The following is a 17637-nucleotide window of genomic DNA, read 5'->3' on the forward strand; positions in this document are numbered from 1 at the left end:
GCATTTGCTATAGAATAACAAATGCTTTTTGTTGAACTTGAATTGATCACTTTCAGAAAGTATTTATATTGTTTGCCTTTTTCTCTTGAAAAATTGTACCCTCAATCACTAATTTTACCATAAAATATAGAAAATGTAGCGTTTTAATATAGAAAAACTTATTAGTTTTATATGGATTTTTTCTTTATAATAATGAAAGGTAGTTCCCGATTATAGATAGGCTCGCATACTTTTCTTGTATGAGAGCCTATCTATATAAAAAAATTGGATATTTATGAGTTTTGCAACACCCTCAGTAGTAATATCGTAAAAAATTATTGTAAAAATATTTTTGAGTAGATTAATTTATGTAGCAACACTTAATGATCAATGGAGGTATTAAATGAGAGATTTTTTTGAGGAGAAATACTTAGATATAGAGCTACAAAGAGAACTGTTAAGTTTAATAAGTGAAATTAGTGAATACAAAGGAAAAATATCCGCTTATCAAGACAGAAACCCTGATATATTCAATAATTTGGAGAAAACCATCCCCCTTCGTTATATAAAAAACTTTAATACTGTTTTTATGGATATAAACATTCCGAATAAGAGGTTAAAAGAACTGATGTTGAACGAAATGTTACCCAAAACAATAGAAGAAGATGCCGTATATTGTTATTATCAATCAATGTCTCTTGTGCAAAAAAAGTTCCATAATTTACCCGTTAACTCAGAGACAATACAAGAATTACATTTTCAATTAATCCATTATATTACTTCTGACTGTGCAATGTGGCGTAAAAAACAATTTATTGTCCCAGGTGTTCCTGAATATGGGATGCATTCCAGTAGCTATCGTCCAGTAGCTCGGGAACTTATCCCCCAATCTGTAAAACAATTATGTGAGCAGTATAATACATTAGTGGAGAATAAGGAGTTTCATTCACTTATATTAATAGCTCAATTTATATTGAATTTTTATTGTATTCTCCCTTTTGACCAGGGAAATCGAAGACTCGCATTCATATTGATACAATTACTATTAATGAAGAGTGAACATACATTTATAAAGTATGTATGTTTAGATAAATATATAAAGAAACATGAATCAAAATACTATGATTCAATCTTTAAATCTTCAGTTAATTGGTACTGTCATGGGCACAATACCAGTTTTTGGATAAAAATATTCTTAACAATTATATTAGAAGCATATCAGGATTTGCATCTAACAGTTCAGGATTCTATATGTAGGGATACTAAAATTGAACGAATTAAAAATTATATAATTAGGCAAAAAAAACCTTTTACTAAAGAAAATATTCGTGACGTTTATCCAGATATTGCCGAAAGTACAATTAGTAAAGCATTAGCTTCCTTCCAGTCTCTTGGTCTTATAAAGCTAGCTTCACGAGGAAGAAATGCTCAATGGACACGGGTTTAATTCCTTTTTTTACGATTATCAAAAATTTATCGGCCAAAGAAAAATGTAATTCATTTATGACCATATAGGTCAAAGAAGGCTTAAATCCTGAGTAATAGATCACTTTTAGAAAAGAAAATGAGAAAAATCACAGATAGGATATTTGAAAGGTACTACAATTCAAGAAAGATAATTTTGTGATAGCCGTTGGCTATTACTTTTGTTTTTTTAGTTATCGAGGTGTATCTGAGGTCCTCAAAGAATCTGAAGATTTCATATTCATCCAAAAACGATTATGCGTTGGGTCCATGAATGTGATAATTTGGTCTATCAAATCTGGAAGAAGAAAAATAGAAAGATTCAATCAATCTAGAAATTAGATGCGATTTATATAAAAGCAAAAGAAAAATGTTGTTATTTATATCGTAAAATTTTTAATAATGGATGTGCGTTGGATATTCAACTTCAAAGAAATAGAGTTCATTAGACAGCCTATGCCTTTATGAAAAGATTGGTGAAGGCTTTTGGAGAGCCAACGGATCTCCAAACAGACAAGGCGCTAGCACTACTTTGCGCATTTAACAAATTAAAAGTACAAGTTTTTTATAAACAACTCATTATACAGTCAAACATTTGAACAATCTCGTCGGAAAAAACGAAGTTTGCAACAACCAAACTTCGTTTTTTTCGACGTATAATGAACTATATTAATTACAAACGATTGTTTGAACTACTCACCACTTAACGTCCTTACGGACTTTTTTGAAGTGGTAGAGCCTACGGTGAGAACACCAGTATCTTGTACGTTGACGCACCACACTCCTTACTTTAGCTTGTTTTTCGCAACTTCGGCAAGCATGGAGCGATAGAACGTTGAAGATTTTACGGTTGTAACGTTTTTCTGCAACCAACCTCATATCTTCAGTTTTCAAAGAGCAAACTGTACAAGTAAATGATAGCAAACATGTTTGCTTATGCCAACCTACATTCATCTCCCACCTAGGTTGGTCCAATTTAACCGTTGATTGTCAAAGTTATCCTGTACTATCCCCTGATCCTGTTCCACCGGTTCTAATTCAATTTAATCTAAGAAGAATTTACCTTGTGAATTTTCCAATTTCAAATCATGTGTACCTTTTGTTAACTTAACAGTAGGTCCTTCTACAATCTTATAAGAACCATATTCTCCTTTAACAGCATCTGCGAAATTTCCAGTAAGAGGAATGGTGGTGTCAGCTATTTTTGCATAGTTACCACCAGGCTTTCTATGTGAAAGACTGATTTTAGAATTATCATTAGCTGCAATCTTATATCTAATTTTATATTCCTGTTCTTTGGAAATTTCGACGCCATATGCTAAATAAGAATTAGTAGTATCAGTTTTCATAGCTTTTTGCTTAGCATGTATAGATTCCACTTGTGGTTGAAAATTGCTCATACCACGGTTATACTTCGCAGCTGGGATTGCTGTTATCAATCATATAATTAATATTACTTCTACTTCATAAAAAAAGATGCCCCATTCTTATAGATCATCTTTTGTGTTCTTTATATTATTTTATATGCAATCAGCTTTGTATATTTTTATTCTCAATTTTCCCAATATAGCATGAGGTATAAGCTTAGATACGTGTAAAAATCGGTCACAGGTTAAATTTTATTCCCCAACATAATTTAAGAGTATTTATTTTTACATTTTGGAAAAATAAGCACATTCAAAAATATTGTAGAATTTATGACAATTAACGTTGGATTTCTTAATTCATATATACCTTTTTATTATAAATATGACATTACCAAAAAAAATATATATATTTCAAATGGTATATATATAACAAAACATAAAAAAACTAGTCACTATTGTCTTATAGTGGCATATTAATCATAATATTGCGTATTTTCTGACGTTTATATATTCTAATAGGGGGTATCTTTTTCCATCGCCCGAAAAAGGAGAATAAGAAAGGATCTAGTCAATATCTATTGCTATTTTCTTTATAAAAATAGTAATTGTAACAGACTTAATCTAGAATCTCTCTTTAAAAAATAAGAAAAGGAGGAGTTCAAGTGAAAAAAACTTTAGTTACAGGATTAATGGTTACAGCAATATTAGCAAGTCCTTCCAACTATGTAAGTGCTTACACGGAGGGGGTGCAGTCTAAATCAGAGTCAACATATGTACAAAATGTCAAAAATGCGAATACATTATCACATTCGATTAGAACGTTAGGTTCACAATCACCTTTAGCGCAAGCATATGGATTAATTATTTTACAGCAACCAACCATTAAAGGGACTGGTATGAGCAGTTTAACGAATCACCAAGAATTTGTAAAAAATCATGTTCGCGAATGGTTAGATGAATATAATCCTAAGTTAGTTGATTTAAATCAAGATATGCAGCGTTTTAGTACAAGATTCAATGGTTATTATGGTACATTATATGATTTAGCGGGAACGGTAAATACAGATACGGAAACAAAAGTGAGTTTTGTAAATGCTTTTAATAGACTACAACAGGACGTACAAACTATCCAAGATAGTATGAACCAAACCTTATTGCAGCTAAATCGTTTTAATGATTTATTGCTTCAAGATAACAAAGGATTTTCTGAAAAAGCAAAAATAGCAATTCAATCCTTAGAGGGGTCAGATGGAACTGTTACACAGCTAAGAGCTGATATTAAAAGACTTCAAGAAGAGATACTGGTAGAACTCGCAAAAATTTTAAATAGACCAAATGAAGTTCGTAACGGCGTTATAAATATTGGGAAGCAAGTCTTTACGATTGCGGGCGGAGCAGCTCAGACTCAAACTATAGATTTTATCTCTATTTCATCTCTTGGTGGTGGAATTTTAGATCTTTTCGACAGCCAAACAGCTGCTTCTGCTAGGATTATTGAGCAGAAACAAAAAGAATTACTACCACTAATTCAGCAGTTAGCAGAAACCCAAATTCAAGTGACTGAAATGACTTTTATTGAGGATCAAATGAATGGGTTTACTGAGATGATTAAGAGGCAAATTATTACTTTTGAATATTTGATGAATGATTGGAAAGCGCTAAATGATACAATGATCCAAATCCAACTCAATCTGAGTGCAGGGGCACACATGGATAGTGTTGGATTGCAAAATCAATTAATTCAGCTCAAAGAATTCAGTGATGAACTGTATTTGCAAACAAAAAAGTTTGAAAATTTCATTTCAAATGTAACAATAAATTAAGTTTAAGCAAAGAGTGAAATATGATTATACTGAAAGTTAAAGGAGAAGACAAAAATGACAAAAAAGCCTTATAAAGTAATGGCTTTATCCGCATTAATAACGGTAATGGCAGCAGGTAGTATTATGCCAACATATGCTTCTGCAGCGGAAAGCACGGCAAAATCAACTCCTATTCACGCTAAAACAGGTACAACGGGAGATTACCCGGATTATTCATTAGGACCAGAGGGTCTTAAAGAGGCAATAACAAATACAGGGTCAAATGCTTTAGTAATGGACCTTTATGCTTTAACAATCATTAAACAAGCAAATGCTGATTTCAATGGGCTCAATTCAATTGATACATCTTTACGAACGAAAATAATTAATGATCAAAACATTGCCAGAATAAATGCAGGGCAATGGTTAGATAAACTTAAACCGCAAATGATTTCAACGAATCAAAATATTATTAATTATAATACTAAATTTCAAAATTACTATGATACGTTAATAACAGCTGTAAACAATAAGGACAAGGAAACATTATCAAATGGACTTACAAGGCTAAATAATGATGTTGTAGCAAATAAGGCGGAAGTGGACGAATTATTAGGAGAACTGCGAGAATTCCGAAAGAAAATGGCAACAGATACGCAAAACTTTAAACAAGATGCAACTCAAATAACGTCTATTTTAGCAAGTCAAGATGCTGGAATTCCGCTGCTGCAAAATCAACTCACAACGTATCATGCTACAATTGCTGAATATAATAAACTGCTTATTGCCTCAGCAGTTGCAACGGCTTTAGGCCCACTTGCTATTATAGGCGGAGCAGTTCTAATTGGTACTGGTTTAGGAGCTAAACTAGGAGTGGTGTTCATTGTAGGTGGTTTAGGAGCAACAGCAGGTGGTATAGCGGGAATTGTTATAGCAAAGCAAGAGATGGATAAGGCTCAGGAAGAGATTAAGAATATAACAGGACAAATAACCCAGGCTCAATTAGAAGTAGCTGGTTTAACCAATCTAAAAGAGCAAACTGAATCCTTAACAGAGACTATCGATATAGCAATTACTGCACTACAAAATCTTTCAACCAAATGGGATGTAGTTGGATCAAAATATAAATCTTTACTTAAAAATATTGCAGTTATGGACCCTAACGATCTATTTTTCATAAAAGAGGATCTCGATGTGGCTAAAGATAGTTGGAAAGAAGTTAGAGATACTGCTGCAAATCTTTATGAAACTGATATTAAATTAGTAGATACAAAATAATCAATTGATTTTATGTGATAAGGGTTCCCTGTTCAAACTTGAGCAGGGAACTTCCTCAATGCTCACTAAAAGATACGAATTCTTAAAAAGCGTAGGTGGGATAATATGAATAAGAAATTGTACAAGAAAATCCTATTATCAATGATGATTGCTGGAATGGTAACAAGTAATATAGTCCCACTTCATACTTTTGCGGCAGAACAAAAAATCCATACAACTATATCGCAAGAAACCATTCATAATTATTCACTTGGTCCTGAGGGCTTTCAAGATGTACTAGCACCAGCAATGTCTAATGTACTTGTTATGGATTCATATGCCAAAACAATACGCAATCAACAAGAGACAGACCTTAGTGGTATAAGTTCTCTTAATAGTTATTTACGAGCAAACATGTTGAAGCACCAGGACGATGCAAAAAAAAACGCGACCTATTGGTTAGATAATCTTAAACCACGTATTATGAATACGAATCAAAACATTGTAAATTATAATGATACATTTCAAACACACTATAGTATTTTACTAGATGCAATAGATCAAAAAGATACTGAAAAATTGAAAACTGAACTCGAAAAATTGTATCAAAGTATATTGACTAATAAAAGTGAAGTTAACGAGCTATTGGAACAGCTGAAAACATTCCGAAATAAAATGTCAGCAGATACGCAAAACTTTAAACAAGATACAAATCAATTAACGACTATTTTAGCTAGTACAACTGCAGGTATTCCATATTTAGAACAGCGAATTAATGGGTATAATGAGTCTATCAAAAAAAGCAATGATCAAATTATTGCAGGTTCAGTACTTTGCGCAACGTTAATAACGTGTATCATTGGTGGACCGCTGATCGCAACAGCAAAAAGTAATATTGCATCTGCTGAGCGAGAAATAGAAATTTTAAAAGCACAAATTTCTGGGGCACAAGCAGAAATAGCTATTATAACTGATGCAAAAAATAAGACTACGAATATGGCGGAAACAATTGACACAGCTATTACTTCTATACAGAAAATGTCTAATAGTTGGGATACTGTAGCAGCAAAATATAATAATTTAGTAAAAAATATCACATTTATTACCCCAGAAGAATTTGCTTTTATAAAAGCAGATCTTAATACAGCAAAAGATAGCTGGCAAGATCTTAAGAATTATGCTGATAAATTATATGAATCGGTGAAAATTGCGGAGAAAGAAGAGCAGGATCTTATGGATCGACTTCGTCCGTCAAGTGTTCAATATTTCTACAAACCGATACACAATGCCTATACATTTGAAATAAAAACGGGTGCAAACGCACCAAATGCGTCCTATAAAGTTATGAATTTAACAAAACGGACTACTCATAATATGTGGAGCGGAGGACCAAATGCAAGCATGTGGATTGACCAGCTTCCATTAAACTTAAAAGACCAATATGCGGTAATAGCAACGGTCAATGGAATGGATTATGTCATATATAAAGAAGTAGGAGAAAACATTCCTGGAGCTAATTTGAATGGTACCTATCAACTATTTTCTGCGTTAAATAATAGTAGCGTTATAGATATGGATCGATCAACGAATAATGTTACCTTATGGAGCAATAACGGCGGTAATCATCAAAAATGGAAGTTAGTATATGATTCAAATAAAAAGGCCTATCAACTTAAAAGTGGAACAAATCAAAATTTAATATTAGCTTGGAATGACTATCAAGGTTCTAACAATGTTTTTGCTACACCTAATCAATACTATGAAGAGCATTATTGGATAGTTGAAGATGCAGGAAATGGATATTTTTATTTAAAAAATAAGAAAAACTCCAGGTATTTAGATGTAACTGGTTCTGGTACTAAAGATGGAACAAATGTTATAGTATATCCATTTACAGCTAGTAATAATCAAAAATTTAAATTACAGAGACTAAATTAAATTATAAGATTCCGGTAGAAAAAATTTCATCTTGAATTTCAATTGTTGTAAAATAGGGCATCTCTCCTGCTTCGGAAAGATGCCTCTTTTCTATTCTAACGAATGTTGGGGTACAGCCGCATGCCCATCAACTTAAGAATTTTTAAAAAAGGCGTTATTCTTTCTTAATAATATAAAGGAGAAAGGGTACCGTTTTTTAGGTTCTGTTGCAAAAATAGTGGAATATGAAAGAAGGGTAATAGATTCCTAGCGGTATTGAACGTTATGTTGTTAAACCAAAGAGTTCATTGATAAGATATATCTGCCTTTGGACAGACTTCTCCCCCTGGAGAGTTTGTCCTTTTTTGACCATATTTGTGAAATTACCAATGTTTCAAGAGCTGCTTTATATAGAATACTACAAGACAAAACATAATAAAAAATACCCGCCCAAATTGAAAAATTTTCAGATGTGGCGGGTTATTCCTTGAATCGTTTCTATACCCAGTTTAACATTTTGTATGTTTTGTAAAACTATTTTTCTTTCGGAAGTACAATTCTTTTATACAATTGAATTGTAATCAAGTAGTAAATTAAGTAAATCACTACGAAAATGACAAGTGGCAACCAAATTCGGAAATACGGATCAATCAAAAGCGGACCGAACATGTTCATACCAACTAATATATGAGCAATACCCACAATTGCCGGTACTAAGAATATGAAGAACAACTCTTTATAAATCGATTGTGTTAATAACCCCTGGCGGACACCGATTTTACGAAGCATTTGATAACGTGTGCTGTCTTTCGATGCGCCAGATAGAATTTTAAACATAAGGCAACTTGCCATCATTGCTAAGAACGCAATTCCAACGAAGAAGCCCATAAACATGAATCCACTGGCCATACCATGACTAAAGTTATACATTTGATACGTACTATCTAATTCTTCCGCTTTCACATTTTTATATTTCGCTACCTGTAATTCATCAAGTTTTTTCCATTCTTTTAAGTGTGCTCCAAAATCATCTGTTTTCCCAATAAACACAGTATTTTCTTTATTCTTCATACTATCGTATATGTTTGGGTCTATAATTTTTATTTCATGATCAGGATACATATAAGTTGGCTGGATTGTGAAGAAAGCTTCTTTCCATTTTTTTGTTTTCGTATCATCGTTATACAGTTTATACAGTTGTTTTGGCAATGAAAATGCATCCTTAGGAAATTCCTCTGAAACTTTCATCTTCTTCCCATTTTCACTATCTTGTGCTAAAGGACGATTTTTCTCTATATCTTCTTTTATATAATACACATACTCATCATCTACTTTGTAGCGATATTCAAACTTCTCTTTAAATAAGATGCCACTTAAAATTTTCTTTTCTTCCGCTGTTGGATTATGAACGACTGAATCGTAAACTTTTTCTTTATCAGTCGTCTTTAGAACGTTATTTTTAAATGCCATACCACACGCAATTCCACCAGCGCCAAGAGCCACTAGGATTGCTACCGTTGCAAGTACCCGTGTTAGGCTATTAATTCGGAAATTCAATTGTGCAAAAGTAAAAGCATTCAGCCCTTTTTCACGACGTTTTTTATTACTCTTTATCTTGTTAAGCATAACTGGGAGAAGTGATCCAAATAACATGTAAGTACCAACTGTCGCTGTGATTAATCCAATACCCATGAATTTAGGTACGGCTATTAACTCTTTTTCCTGTAAATGCGCTATATGAATCAGTGATGCATACCCAATACCTAGCAAAATCAGACCAAGGAATGCAACTACACCTGTCATTTTTCCTTTTACAGCGATACGCTCTGTTTTTGCATCGGCATGTACAAGTTGTAATACAGAAATACGAGATATTTTCATACTATTCATGATTGCTGATACTATAAATAGTGCAAAGAAAAAGAGGCAAGTAACAGCCATAGATGGAATATAAAATGCTTTATAATTTTCACCAGAGAATTCCAACTGCTTCATTAATAACTGACCAATACCTTCTGCAAGCCCTATACCAACTGCGATTCCAATTGTAAGAGATGCAGTGCCTAATACGATTGTTTCGATAAACATAAGTGAGGTAACTTTATACCTTTTTGCCCCTAATATCATGTACATGCCAAATTCTTTTTGGCGAAGAGATAATAAGAAAGAATTTGCATATAAAACATAGAAAAACGTTACAATCGCTAATAAAACGGAACCGATTTGGAATGCAATTGCAACCGTATCAGCATGTGGATTGGATTCAAGGAACGCTTTATTTAGTGATAACGTTTGAAACATGTAAAAAGTTGAAATAGATACAATCAAACCAACAAGTAAAACAATGTAATCTTGCAACTTACTTTTTAGGCCTGACATAGAAAGCTTAAATAACATGATTGAACTTCCTTCCTTACGCTTTTTGTGTGCCTAAGTTTGCAAGCACGTCTAAAATTTCTTTATAGAATTCTTCACGGGTACCACCGCGATGAATTTCTTTATACAACTCACCATCTTGAATGAATAAAATACGCTGACAGTAACTTGCGCTGTAAGGATCATGCGTAACCATCATAATGGATACACCTTGTTCTTTATTTAAGCTTGTCATGGCATTAAGTAAACTCGTTGCATTTTTAGAATCTAGAGCTCCAGTCGGCTCGTCTCCCAAAATAATTGCTGGTTCATGAACTAACGCACGTGCTGCTGCGGACCGTTGCTTTTGTCCCCCAGATACCTCAGAAGGATACTTTTGAAGTATAGCTGTAATGCCTAACATATCAGCTACTTTTTCTACTTTCTTTCCAATATTACGAGATGCAACACCTTGAAGGGAAAGAGGTAGCGCGATATTTTCATATATAGATAAATTCTCTAATAAGTTAAAGTCTTGGAAAATGAATCCTAATTTTTGCGAGCGGAAATCAGAAAGCTCACCTTGCTTCATTTTCGTAATATCCGTTCCTGCAATTTCAACAACGCCGCCCGTTGCTGTGTCTAACGTTGAAATTACATTTAATAATGTTGTTTTACCAGAACCAGAAGGGCCCATAATACCAACAAATTCTCCCTCTTGAATTGTGAATGATACACCTTTTAACGCGTGTGATTGATTCTCACCTTTTTTACCATACAATTTTTGAATGTTTTTTACATCTACAACTGGTTTTAACATATATATCCTCCTACGTTTGTTTTTGATTTCAATAAACTAAGGGTTATTCATATTTGCTCCTAACAAAATAATCGTGTTGCAACTAACTTTTTCATGAGGTTGTCACGATCTATCCACTTGAAATCTGTAAAGAAAATTTTCCTTTTAATTTCTCCTCACTCCTCATCACTTTGAATACATACATGATACACTATGAAAATTAGGAAATACCCTGTAAAATCCTTAAGAATTCTTAAGTTTTATAAAAAAGCTTATGGAACCTGTAGTTCCATAAGCTCTCTATCTAATTGGATGTTCAACAATAAAGGACATCCAACCATCTTTATATTCTGCATATATATTACCATAATGAAGTTCAACGATCCTTTTGGAAATAGCAAGTCCCAGTCCATTTCCCTGGTCACCTTTTCTTGCCTTGTCCCCCCTAAAAAACCTTTCAAACAATTTATTGGGATCGCTAACAGGAGGTTTCTCAACTTTATTTGAAACTTTCAAAATCGCTTTGTTACCCATTAATTCAAGACATATGGATAATTCGGATGGTTTTATGCTGTACTTTATCGCATTCATAAAGAGATTTTCATATACACGTACCATTTTTTCTACATCTATGAAGATAGGTATTGTTTCTTCCGTGATAGATTTTTGAACGATTAAATTATCCTTTTCAAATATAGGAATGTATTCTCCAATTATTTGCTCCAACAAACCTGATAAATCAACTTCATTAAGATTTACCTTAGCATCTATGCCTGATAAACGAGTATATTCAAACAGCTCATCAATTAAATATTTCAATCTCTGTGACTTTGAATAAGTAGTTTCAAGGTATTCCTGTAATTGTGTGTTACTGTTGTATTGCCCTCTTTTTAATAAATCTATATAGCCGATAATAGATGTTAAAGGTGTGCGTAAATCGTGAGATACATTGGTGATAAGTTCATTTTTTGTACGTTCTAATCGTCTTTCTTGTTCAAATGTATTCTCCAATTCCTTGGACATATAGTTGATATTTTGAGCAAGTTGGGTCAATTCGTCCTTCCCCTTAATCCTAATTGTCAAACCGAGTTTTCCATTGGCAATATCATTCACATTTTCTGAAATGAGCTTCAAATATGCTATTTTCTTTCGAACCAATAGCAAAAAGATTAGTATAAAGTTTAAAATCGCGAACGTAAATAAGAACAACAATGCGAGTCTCACTTCAAATATGCCGTAATCTTTGTGTTTTACAAAGAATGGATCTATGATGTATTGCACAATGAGGATTGTTAAACCGAATGAAATAAAAAAACTAACTGCAACAGCACCAAGAAGTTTTATAATGATCCCATTTCTAAAACCAACATTCTTCATATTTTATACCCAATTCCCCAAACAGTTTTAATGTAAATGGGGTGTTTAGAATCTTCTTCAATTTTGTCTCTTATTTTTGTAATATGCACCATGACAGTATTATCTGATTTATAAAAAACCTCTTTCCAAACTGCTTCATATATTTTTGCAATACTCATGACAACCCCTTTGTTACGGACAAGTAGTTCGAGAATATCAAACTCTTTTGGTGTTAGTCTTGTTTCTTTTCTCCTTATCCATACTTGACGAGTATCTGTATTCATGGTCAAGTCACCAATTTCTAGTATGCTTTTATTATGTTCGATTGACGTATTGTATTTTTTAAACCTTCTTAATTGGGATTTTACCCTAGCGATTAATTCCAATGGGTTAAATGGCTTTGATAAATAATCATCAGCACCTGAGGCCAGTCCCTGAATTTTGTCTATATCCTCAGATTTAGCAGATAGCATAATGATAGGCATATTGCGTTCTTCCCTAATCTTCATACAAGCTTCAATACCATCCATATTTGGCATCATAATATCTAAAATAATCAAATCAAATTCCTTTTCTTCTAACAATTGTAAAGCTTCCAAAGCATCTTCTGCCTTTTGCGTTTTTAGACCCTCGTTTTCCAGGTATACTGAGATAAGATTTCTAATCTCTTTATCATCATCAACAATAAGAATGTTTGACTCCATATGATTCCTCCATATTTTTTCTCGTATTAAACAGCTAAAGATATATGCAGGTGAGATATTTGTATCTTCTTTTTTTCTAAAGACAAGAAATAACATAATGCATATACGTAATAGCGTTCTCCCTAATATATTGTTCAATACTTACTACTAATTCATATACAATAAATAAGCTCCCTTTTTCTTTTAATTAATTTTTCTGTGAATACATCTGTACTCAGTCCATATTTGACAATGTAATTTACTTTCTTCAAATCAATTCCTTGAATTATTTTGTCTCCAAGAAACCTTGAACTTGGAATGGCTGTACCAATTGCTTTTTAGTGCATTATATACAGAAATAAGAAAGCGAATTGTTTTCATACCTAATCATCCCACAAGTTTGAACTCATAATTATACTCTAGAATCCAAACCTTAAAAAAAAGGGGCAAAAGTTCTTAAGAATTCTTAAGCTTTCTACAGCATTTTGTCATAAGAATATATGAAGACTCTTGAAATGTTAGCTGTATCCCCAATAACACTTACTATTCGTCAATCCAAAGAACAAAAAGAACTTGTAAGAATCCCTACAAGTCCTTTTTCAGATAATGTATAAAAGATGAATTAAGCTATCTCATTACTCGTAACGGGGAAACCATCTATATGGATTGATTTCCTTATATAACAAATTTCACCAAAGGCACTTTTGATGTTTGAAAATCTAGTTAATTGATAAATAGGAATAAATAAACATTTTAAACCCCTAAAAATCCTAATCTAATATTTCGTGAAAAATATTTTAAATCAATATAAATTTAATAATAAATTAGTAAAAATGTATACATAGGTAAATAGAGAAGAATGTAGCGTTCTTACAAAAATCTGTATATTTATATTTAAATTTATAAATTCTAATACTCTTTCCAATATTAAAAATAATTATTTGTAATCCACTCCACATTTTGTTGATACTAATATAGTTACAAATATGCTAAAATTCATTTGAAACATTGTTTTTTGGAATACAATTGCTATCATAATCGCGATTTATTTTTTACAAACTGATTGGGTCCCAACCCAAATTGCGGTGTTATTCCGCAGTCCTTAATAAATTGTTAAGGACCTTTTTTATTTGTCCTTTAGCTGCGAAAATATAAAATTTTCATAATGGGGGTACTTCATAATTTTAGATTGATAGTAATCTAGCGGGAGTCCTTATTTAACATAAATATGACAATAACATAGTTAGTTTTTATAAAAAGAAATAATTAAAATATAAGATGATATAATAAAAATGAAATGAACACCCCTACTTATTTTTAAGGCAAGTAAGTAGATTATATTTCATTAGTTTAAAGCTATGTACAAAAAAATAACCCCTAGGGGTTATTTTTTTGTACATAGCTTTATTTTTCAAATTCTTTAAAAGTATCTTTTAAATCCTTATCTGTTATTTTTATATCTGCTTTCTTGAATAAATCTTTAAAGAATTGTTGTTGCCATTGTTGATCTTGTGAACGCTTCTGTTCTAGTTCCTTACGAATATTATCTTTTTCTTGATTAAAAGGTTTTAACTCTTTTTTCTCTGTTAATTTAATAATATGGTAACCATGAGAAGATTTTATTGGATCACTTACCTGTCCAGCTTCTAATTTATAAGCAGCTTCTTCAAATTTAGAATCCATTTCACCTGGACCAAACTCAGGTAACTCTCCACCTTTTTCTTTTGAACCAGGATCTTCTGAATATTGTTTTGCTAATGCTGCAAAATCTTCTCCATTATTTAATTTTTCTTTTATTTCTTTCGCTGTTTTTTCATCTTTTACTAGAATATGACTGGCCTTTAATTTTGGTTTATAGTAATCTTTCATTTCCTTTTCCGTTACTGAAGCTTTAACAGCTTTTTCAAAGGCTATTTGCGTTTTTATCTTTGTTTTAAGATCATCTTCATCTTTAGCACCAGCTTGTGTTAAATAGGCTTTAAAATTATCGCCCATTTGTTTTTTTAATTCTTCAACTTTTTTCTTTGCTTCATCATCTGAAACTTTATATTTATCTAATAAAATCTTGTCTAACATTACTTGTTGTAAAACAGGTTTTCCTGCTGTTTCTTTTAACTTTTTATTAAATTCTTCTTGTGTCAAATTTCCTGATTTCGATGTAACAAGATTATCAGAATTACCACATGCAGATAATAATAAAATACCGCTCATTGCAGCACCTATAAAAATATGTCGTTTATTCAATGTATTATACCTCATTCTATAAATTGATTTATAGTCTAGTATATTTCATTTCCTTAATAAAACAAAATTTTTATAAGAAAATTTTTTTGTTTATTTCCATTAAAAATGTAATATAGATTCACTAAAAACAAAGGTATTCACCCTGTTTTTAAGTATAAGCTAATAGCCGGATTAAGGTCTAACAAAGGGATTATGCCTTTTCCGTAGACTCAAAACGAATTTTGTGATAAATTTCTCAATATAGATATAATTGTTAATTATGGTTTTGATATTCAAAATTAACAAAAGGATAACTATAATAACAATATGATAGTTATCCTTTTGTTTACTCCTTGTGCTAAAGATAAGATTGTGTTCCCGATCTTATCTTTTTTCTTTGTATATTTTTGATACAAAAAAAGAATTACTTATTTTATAGTTTACATAGGGGTACCGCCACACATCCATCAACTTAAGGATTTAGACTATTTTTGAAGCTAAAAGCACGTTACTATTCTCTTATGTTAATGAGAAAGAGTGACGTGCTTTTTATGAATATGCATCAAAAACAAGAGTTATCTTTATTTGCCGAAGAGTTATATCGATATATGTCTCCCGCTACACTTAATCAATTAGCTACAGAAGCAGGCGGAATGAAACGAAAACGTAAGTGCCACGGGCACCACCTCTTATCTTTGTGTGTATGGTTAAATCAACAAATCGCTACTACCTCTCTTACTCAACTTTGTAGTCAATTAGAAACTTCAACAGGAATTTTATTAAGTCCTGAGGGACTTAATCGACGATTTAACTCGGCTTCTGTAGCCTTTTTCCGAACTGTATTTACTACACTTTTACAAGCTAAAATTGGAGGAGAATCTAAGATTTCTCATTCTCTTTCTTCTTATTTTGAGCGGATTCTCGTCCTTGATTCTACAACCTTCCAAGTTCCAGATCGATTCGCAACTACTTATCCTGGTGCCGGAGGATGTAGTCATACAGCTGGTGTGAAAATTCAACTAGAGTATGACTTGTTGAGTGGAAAATTTTCTGATGTGGAAATTGAACCAGGAAAACGAAGTGATCAGGCATATAGTGCAACTCGAACAGGCATGGCACAAAAGAATGAACTATATATTCGTGACTTAGGATATTTTCGTCTACAAGACTTTAAGTCTATTCAAGATAAGCAGGGATATTATTTATCACGTCTTAAGTTACCAACTAAAATATATAGAAAGAAATTTGAAACAGTAGTATTTAAAACAAAACCCGCTCAATTGAAACCGGTATATATACAAATTCATTTGGAAGACATCATGAAACAATTACAACCTGGCCAAGTATATGAATTACATGATGTATATGTAGGGAGTAAAGACAAACTGCCTACTCGCATTGTGGTTTATAGATGTACCGAGGAACAAAAACAGAAACGCCTACACGATCGAGCGATTCGCGAAAAGAAAAAAGGGATTACATATACAGAGCGTACGAAACTTTTACAAGGAATTACGGTATATATGACAAATATTCCTACGGAATGGGTACCAAAAGAGAAAATCTATGATTTATATTCACTACGCTGGCAAATTGAGCTGTTATTTAAAGTATGGAAATCTTGGTTTCAAATTCATCGTTGTAAATCTATTAAACAAGAGCGGTTAGAATGTCATCTTTATGGTCAACTCATTAGTATTCTATTATGTTCTTCTACTATGTTTAAAATGAGAGAACTTCTGTTACGTAAGAAACAGAAAGAATTAAGTGAATATAAAGCGATGTACATGATTAAAGATTATTTCTTACTTTTTCATCAAGCATTACACAAAAACACCCAAGAATTATCAAAGGTTCTCCTTCGTCTGTTTAACCTCCTACAGCACAACGGACGAAAATCTCATCGATATGAGAAAAAGACAGTCTTTGATATTTTGGGTGTTGTGTATGAGTATACCACTTCTACTCAACAGATAGCATAGTGAAAAAATTGAAACCCGTCAGGGGTTATTTGATATGCCCACTTTTATAATATCTATAAAATATAATAAAAAACTATATGGAAGGGCCGCATTTTGTATAAAAATATACCTTAAGTTGATGTATGTGGGGTACCGCCACATACAACTTTTCGGAAAATCTAATAACAAAAGTGAAACCTAAGGCTGCACCAGAATAGGAATGTATAGAAAAATGCATAGATTCATAGAACAAAAAAAGCAACCATACCCTTGCAAGGGTATGGTTGCTTTTTTTTCGCTACCGATAATTATGTAGATAAGCTGTCCATATGGACAGCTTATCTCAATTTTTTTGCTTAGCGTGTATTTCGAAATTCTGGAAGTTCCCCTAATAAAAAAAACAGAGTAGCAAATGCTACTCTGTTTTTTTCCCCAATATGAGATACAAACTAGTGGTGAGCGTCTTTATATAAA

The 17637-nt window shown here is 32.3% G+C and carries 11 protein-coding genes and 3 pseudogenes; 7 read left to right on the top strand and 7 right to left on the bottom strand.

Going from position 1 to position 17637, the window contains the following annotated elements; genetic code table 11:
- Positions 1 to 382 precede the first annotated feature (382 nt).
- Both AC241_RS29930 and AC241_RS33845 read left to right on the top strand, forming a co-directional pair.
- Positions 383 to 1426 (top strand): Fic family protein, encoded by a 1044-nt coding sequence (locus AC241_RS29930; protein ID WP_050845445.1) that lies wholly within the window; start codon positions 383 to 385, stop codon positions 1424 to 1426.
- A gap of 176 nt (positions 1427 to 1602) precedes the next feature.
- Positions 1603 to 2053 (top strand): annotated as a pseudogene (locus AC241_RS33845) (DDE-type integrase/transposase/recombinase); the annotation flags it as partial.
- A gap of 433 nt (positions 2054 to 2486) precedes the next feature.
- Here the strand turns inward: AC241_RS33845 and AC241_RS29935 are convergent.
- Positions 2487 to 2882: a delta endotoxin C-terminal domain-containing protein gene (locus tag AC241_RS29935; RefSeq protein WP_050845446.1), complete on the bottom strand. Its 396-nt coding sequence runs from the start codon at positions 2880 to 2882 to the stop codon at positions 2487 to 2489.
- Positions 2883 to 3472: 590 nt separating this feature from the next.
- On the opposite strand from AC241_RS29935, the gene nheA reads away from it, so the two are divergent.
- The 4 genes and pseudogenes from nheA (at position 3473) to AC241_RS35420 (ending at position 7807) form a co-directional block, all read left to right on the top strand.
- Complete coding sequence (gene nheA / locus AC241_RS29940; protein ID WP_050845447.1) at positions 3473 to 4633, top strand: non-hemolytic enterotoxin subunit A; 1161 nt, start codon at positions 3473 to 3475, stop codon at positions 4631 to 4633.
- A 54-nt stretch (positions 4634 to 4687) separates the two neighbouring features.
- A complete protein-coding gene (gene nheB / locus AC241_RS29945) occupies positions 4688 to 5890 on the top strand; it encodes a non-hemolytic enterotoxin subunit B (RefSeq protein WP_050845448.1) in 1203 nt (400 codons plus the stop codon).
- A 105-nt stretch (positions 5891 to 5995) separates the two neighbouring features.
- Positions 5996 to 7072: pseudogene (gene nheC / locus AC241_RS35415) on the top strand (non-hemolytic enterotoxin subunit C); the annotation flags it as partial.
- Between the two features lie 369 nt (positions 7073 to 7441).
- Positions 7442 to 7807 carry an RICIN domain-containing protein gene (locus AC241_RS35420; protein WP_224414194.1) on the top strand — a complete coding sequence of 122 codons (366 nt, stop codon included), beginning with the start codon at positions 7442 to 7444 and terminating at the stop codon, positions 7805 to 7807.
- 262 nt (positions 7808 to 8069) lie between these two features.
- Here AC241_RS35420 and AC241_RS35425 read toward each other — a convergent pair.
- From AC241_RS35425 to AC241_RS29975, 6 genes and pseudogenes are all read right to left on the bottom strand, one after another.
- Positions 8070 to 8159 (bottom strand): annotated as a pseudogene (locus AC241_RS35425) (IS6 family transposase); the annotation flags it as partial.
- Between the two features lie 161 nt (positions 8160 to 8320).
- Complete coding sequence (locus AC241_RS29955) at positions 8321 to 10183, bottom strand: FtsX-like permease family protein (RefSeq protein ID WP_050845450.1); 1863 nt, start codon at positions 10181 to 10183, stop codon at positions 8321 to 8323.
- Positions 10184 to 10199: 16 nt separating this feature from the next.
- Positions 10200 to 10961 carry an ABC transporter ATP-binding protein gene (locus AC241_RS29960; protein ID WP_050845451.1) on the bottom strand — a complete coding sequence of 254 codons (762 nt, stop codon included), beginning with the start codon at positions 10959 to 10961 and terminating at the stop codon, positions 10200 to 10202.
- A gap of 279 nt (positions 10962 to 11240) precedes the next feature.
- Positions 11241 to 12317, bottom strand: a complete 1077-nt coding sequence (locus tag AC241_RS29965) for a HAMP domain-containing sensor histidine kinase (RefSeq protein ID WP_050845452.1) — start codon at positions 12315 to 12317, stop codon at positions 11241 to 11243.
- The gene (locus AC241_RS29970; protein WP_050845453.1) at positions 12314 to 13000 is read right to left on the bottom strand and encodes a response regulator transcription factor; all 687 of its coding nucleotides are present in this window, start codon (positions 12998 to 13000) and stop codon (positions 12314 to 12316) included. Before AC241_RS29970 ends, AC241_RS29965 begins: the two co-directional genes overlap by 4 nt.
- A 1383-nt stretch (positions 13001 to 14383) precedes the next feature.
- Positions 14384 to 15223, bottom strand: a complete 840-nt coding sequence (locus AC241_RS29975; RefSeq protein ID WP_050845454.1) for a peptidylprolyl isomerase — start codon at positions 15221 to 15223, stop codon at positions 14384 to 14386.
- A gap of 530 nt (positions 15224 to 15753) precedes the next feature.
- On the opposite strand from AC241_RS29975, the gene AC241_RS29980 reads away from it, so the two are divergent.
- Positions 15754 to 17184 carry an IS4 family transposase gene (locus AC241_RS29980; protein WP_050845455.1) on the top strand — a complete coding sequence of 477 codons (1431 nt, stop codon included), beginning with the start codon at positions 15754 to 15756 and terminating at the stop codon, positions 17182 to 17184.
- The last annotated feature ends 453 nt before the right edge of the window (positions 17185 to 17637 follow it).

It is taken from the genome of Bacillus thuringiensis, from assembly GCF_001182785.1.
GTDB classification, from domain to species: domain Bacteria; phylum Bacillota; class Bacilli; order Bacillales; family Bacillaceae_G; genus Bacillus_A; species Bacillus_A thuringiensis_S.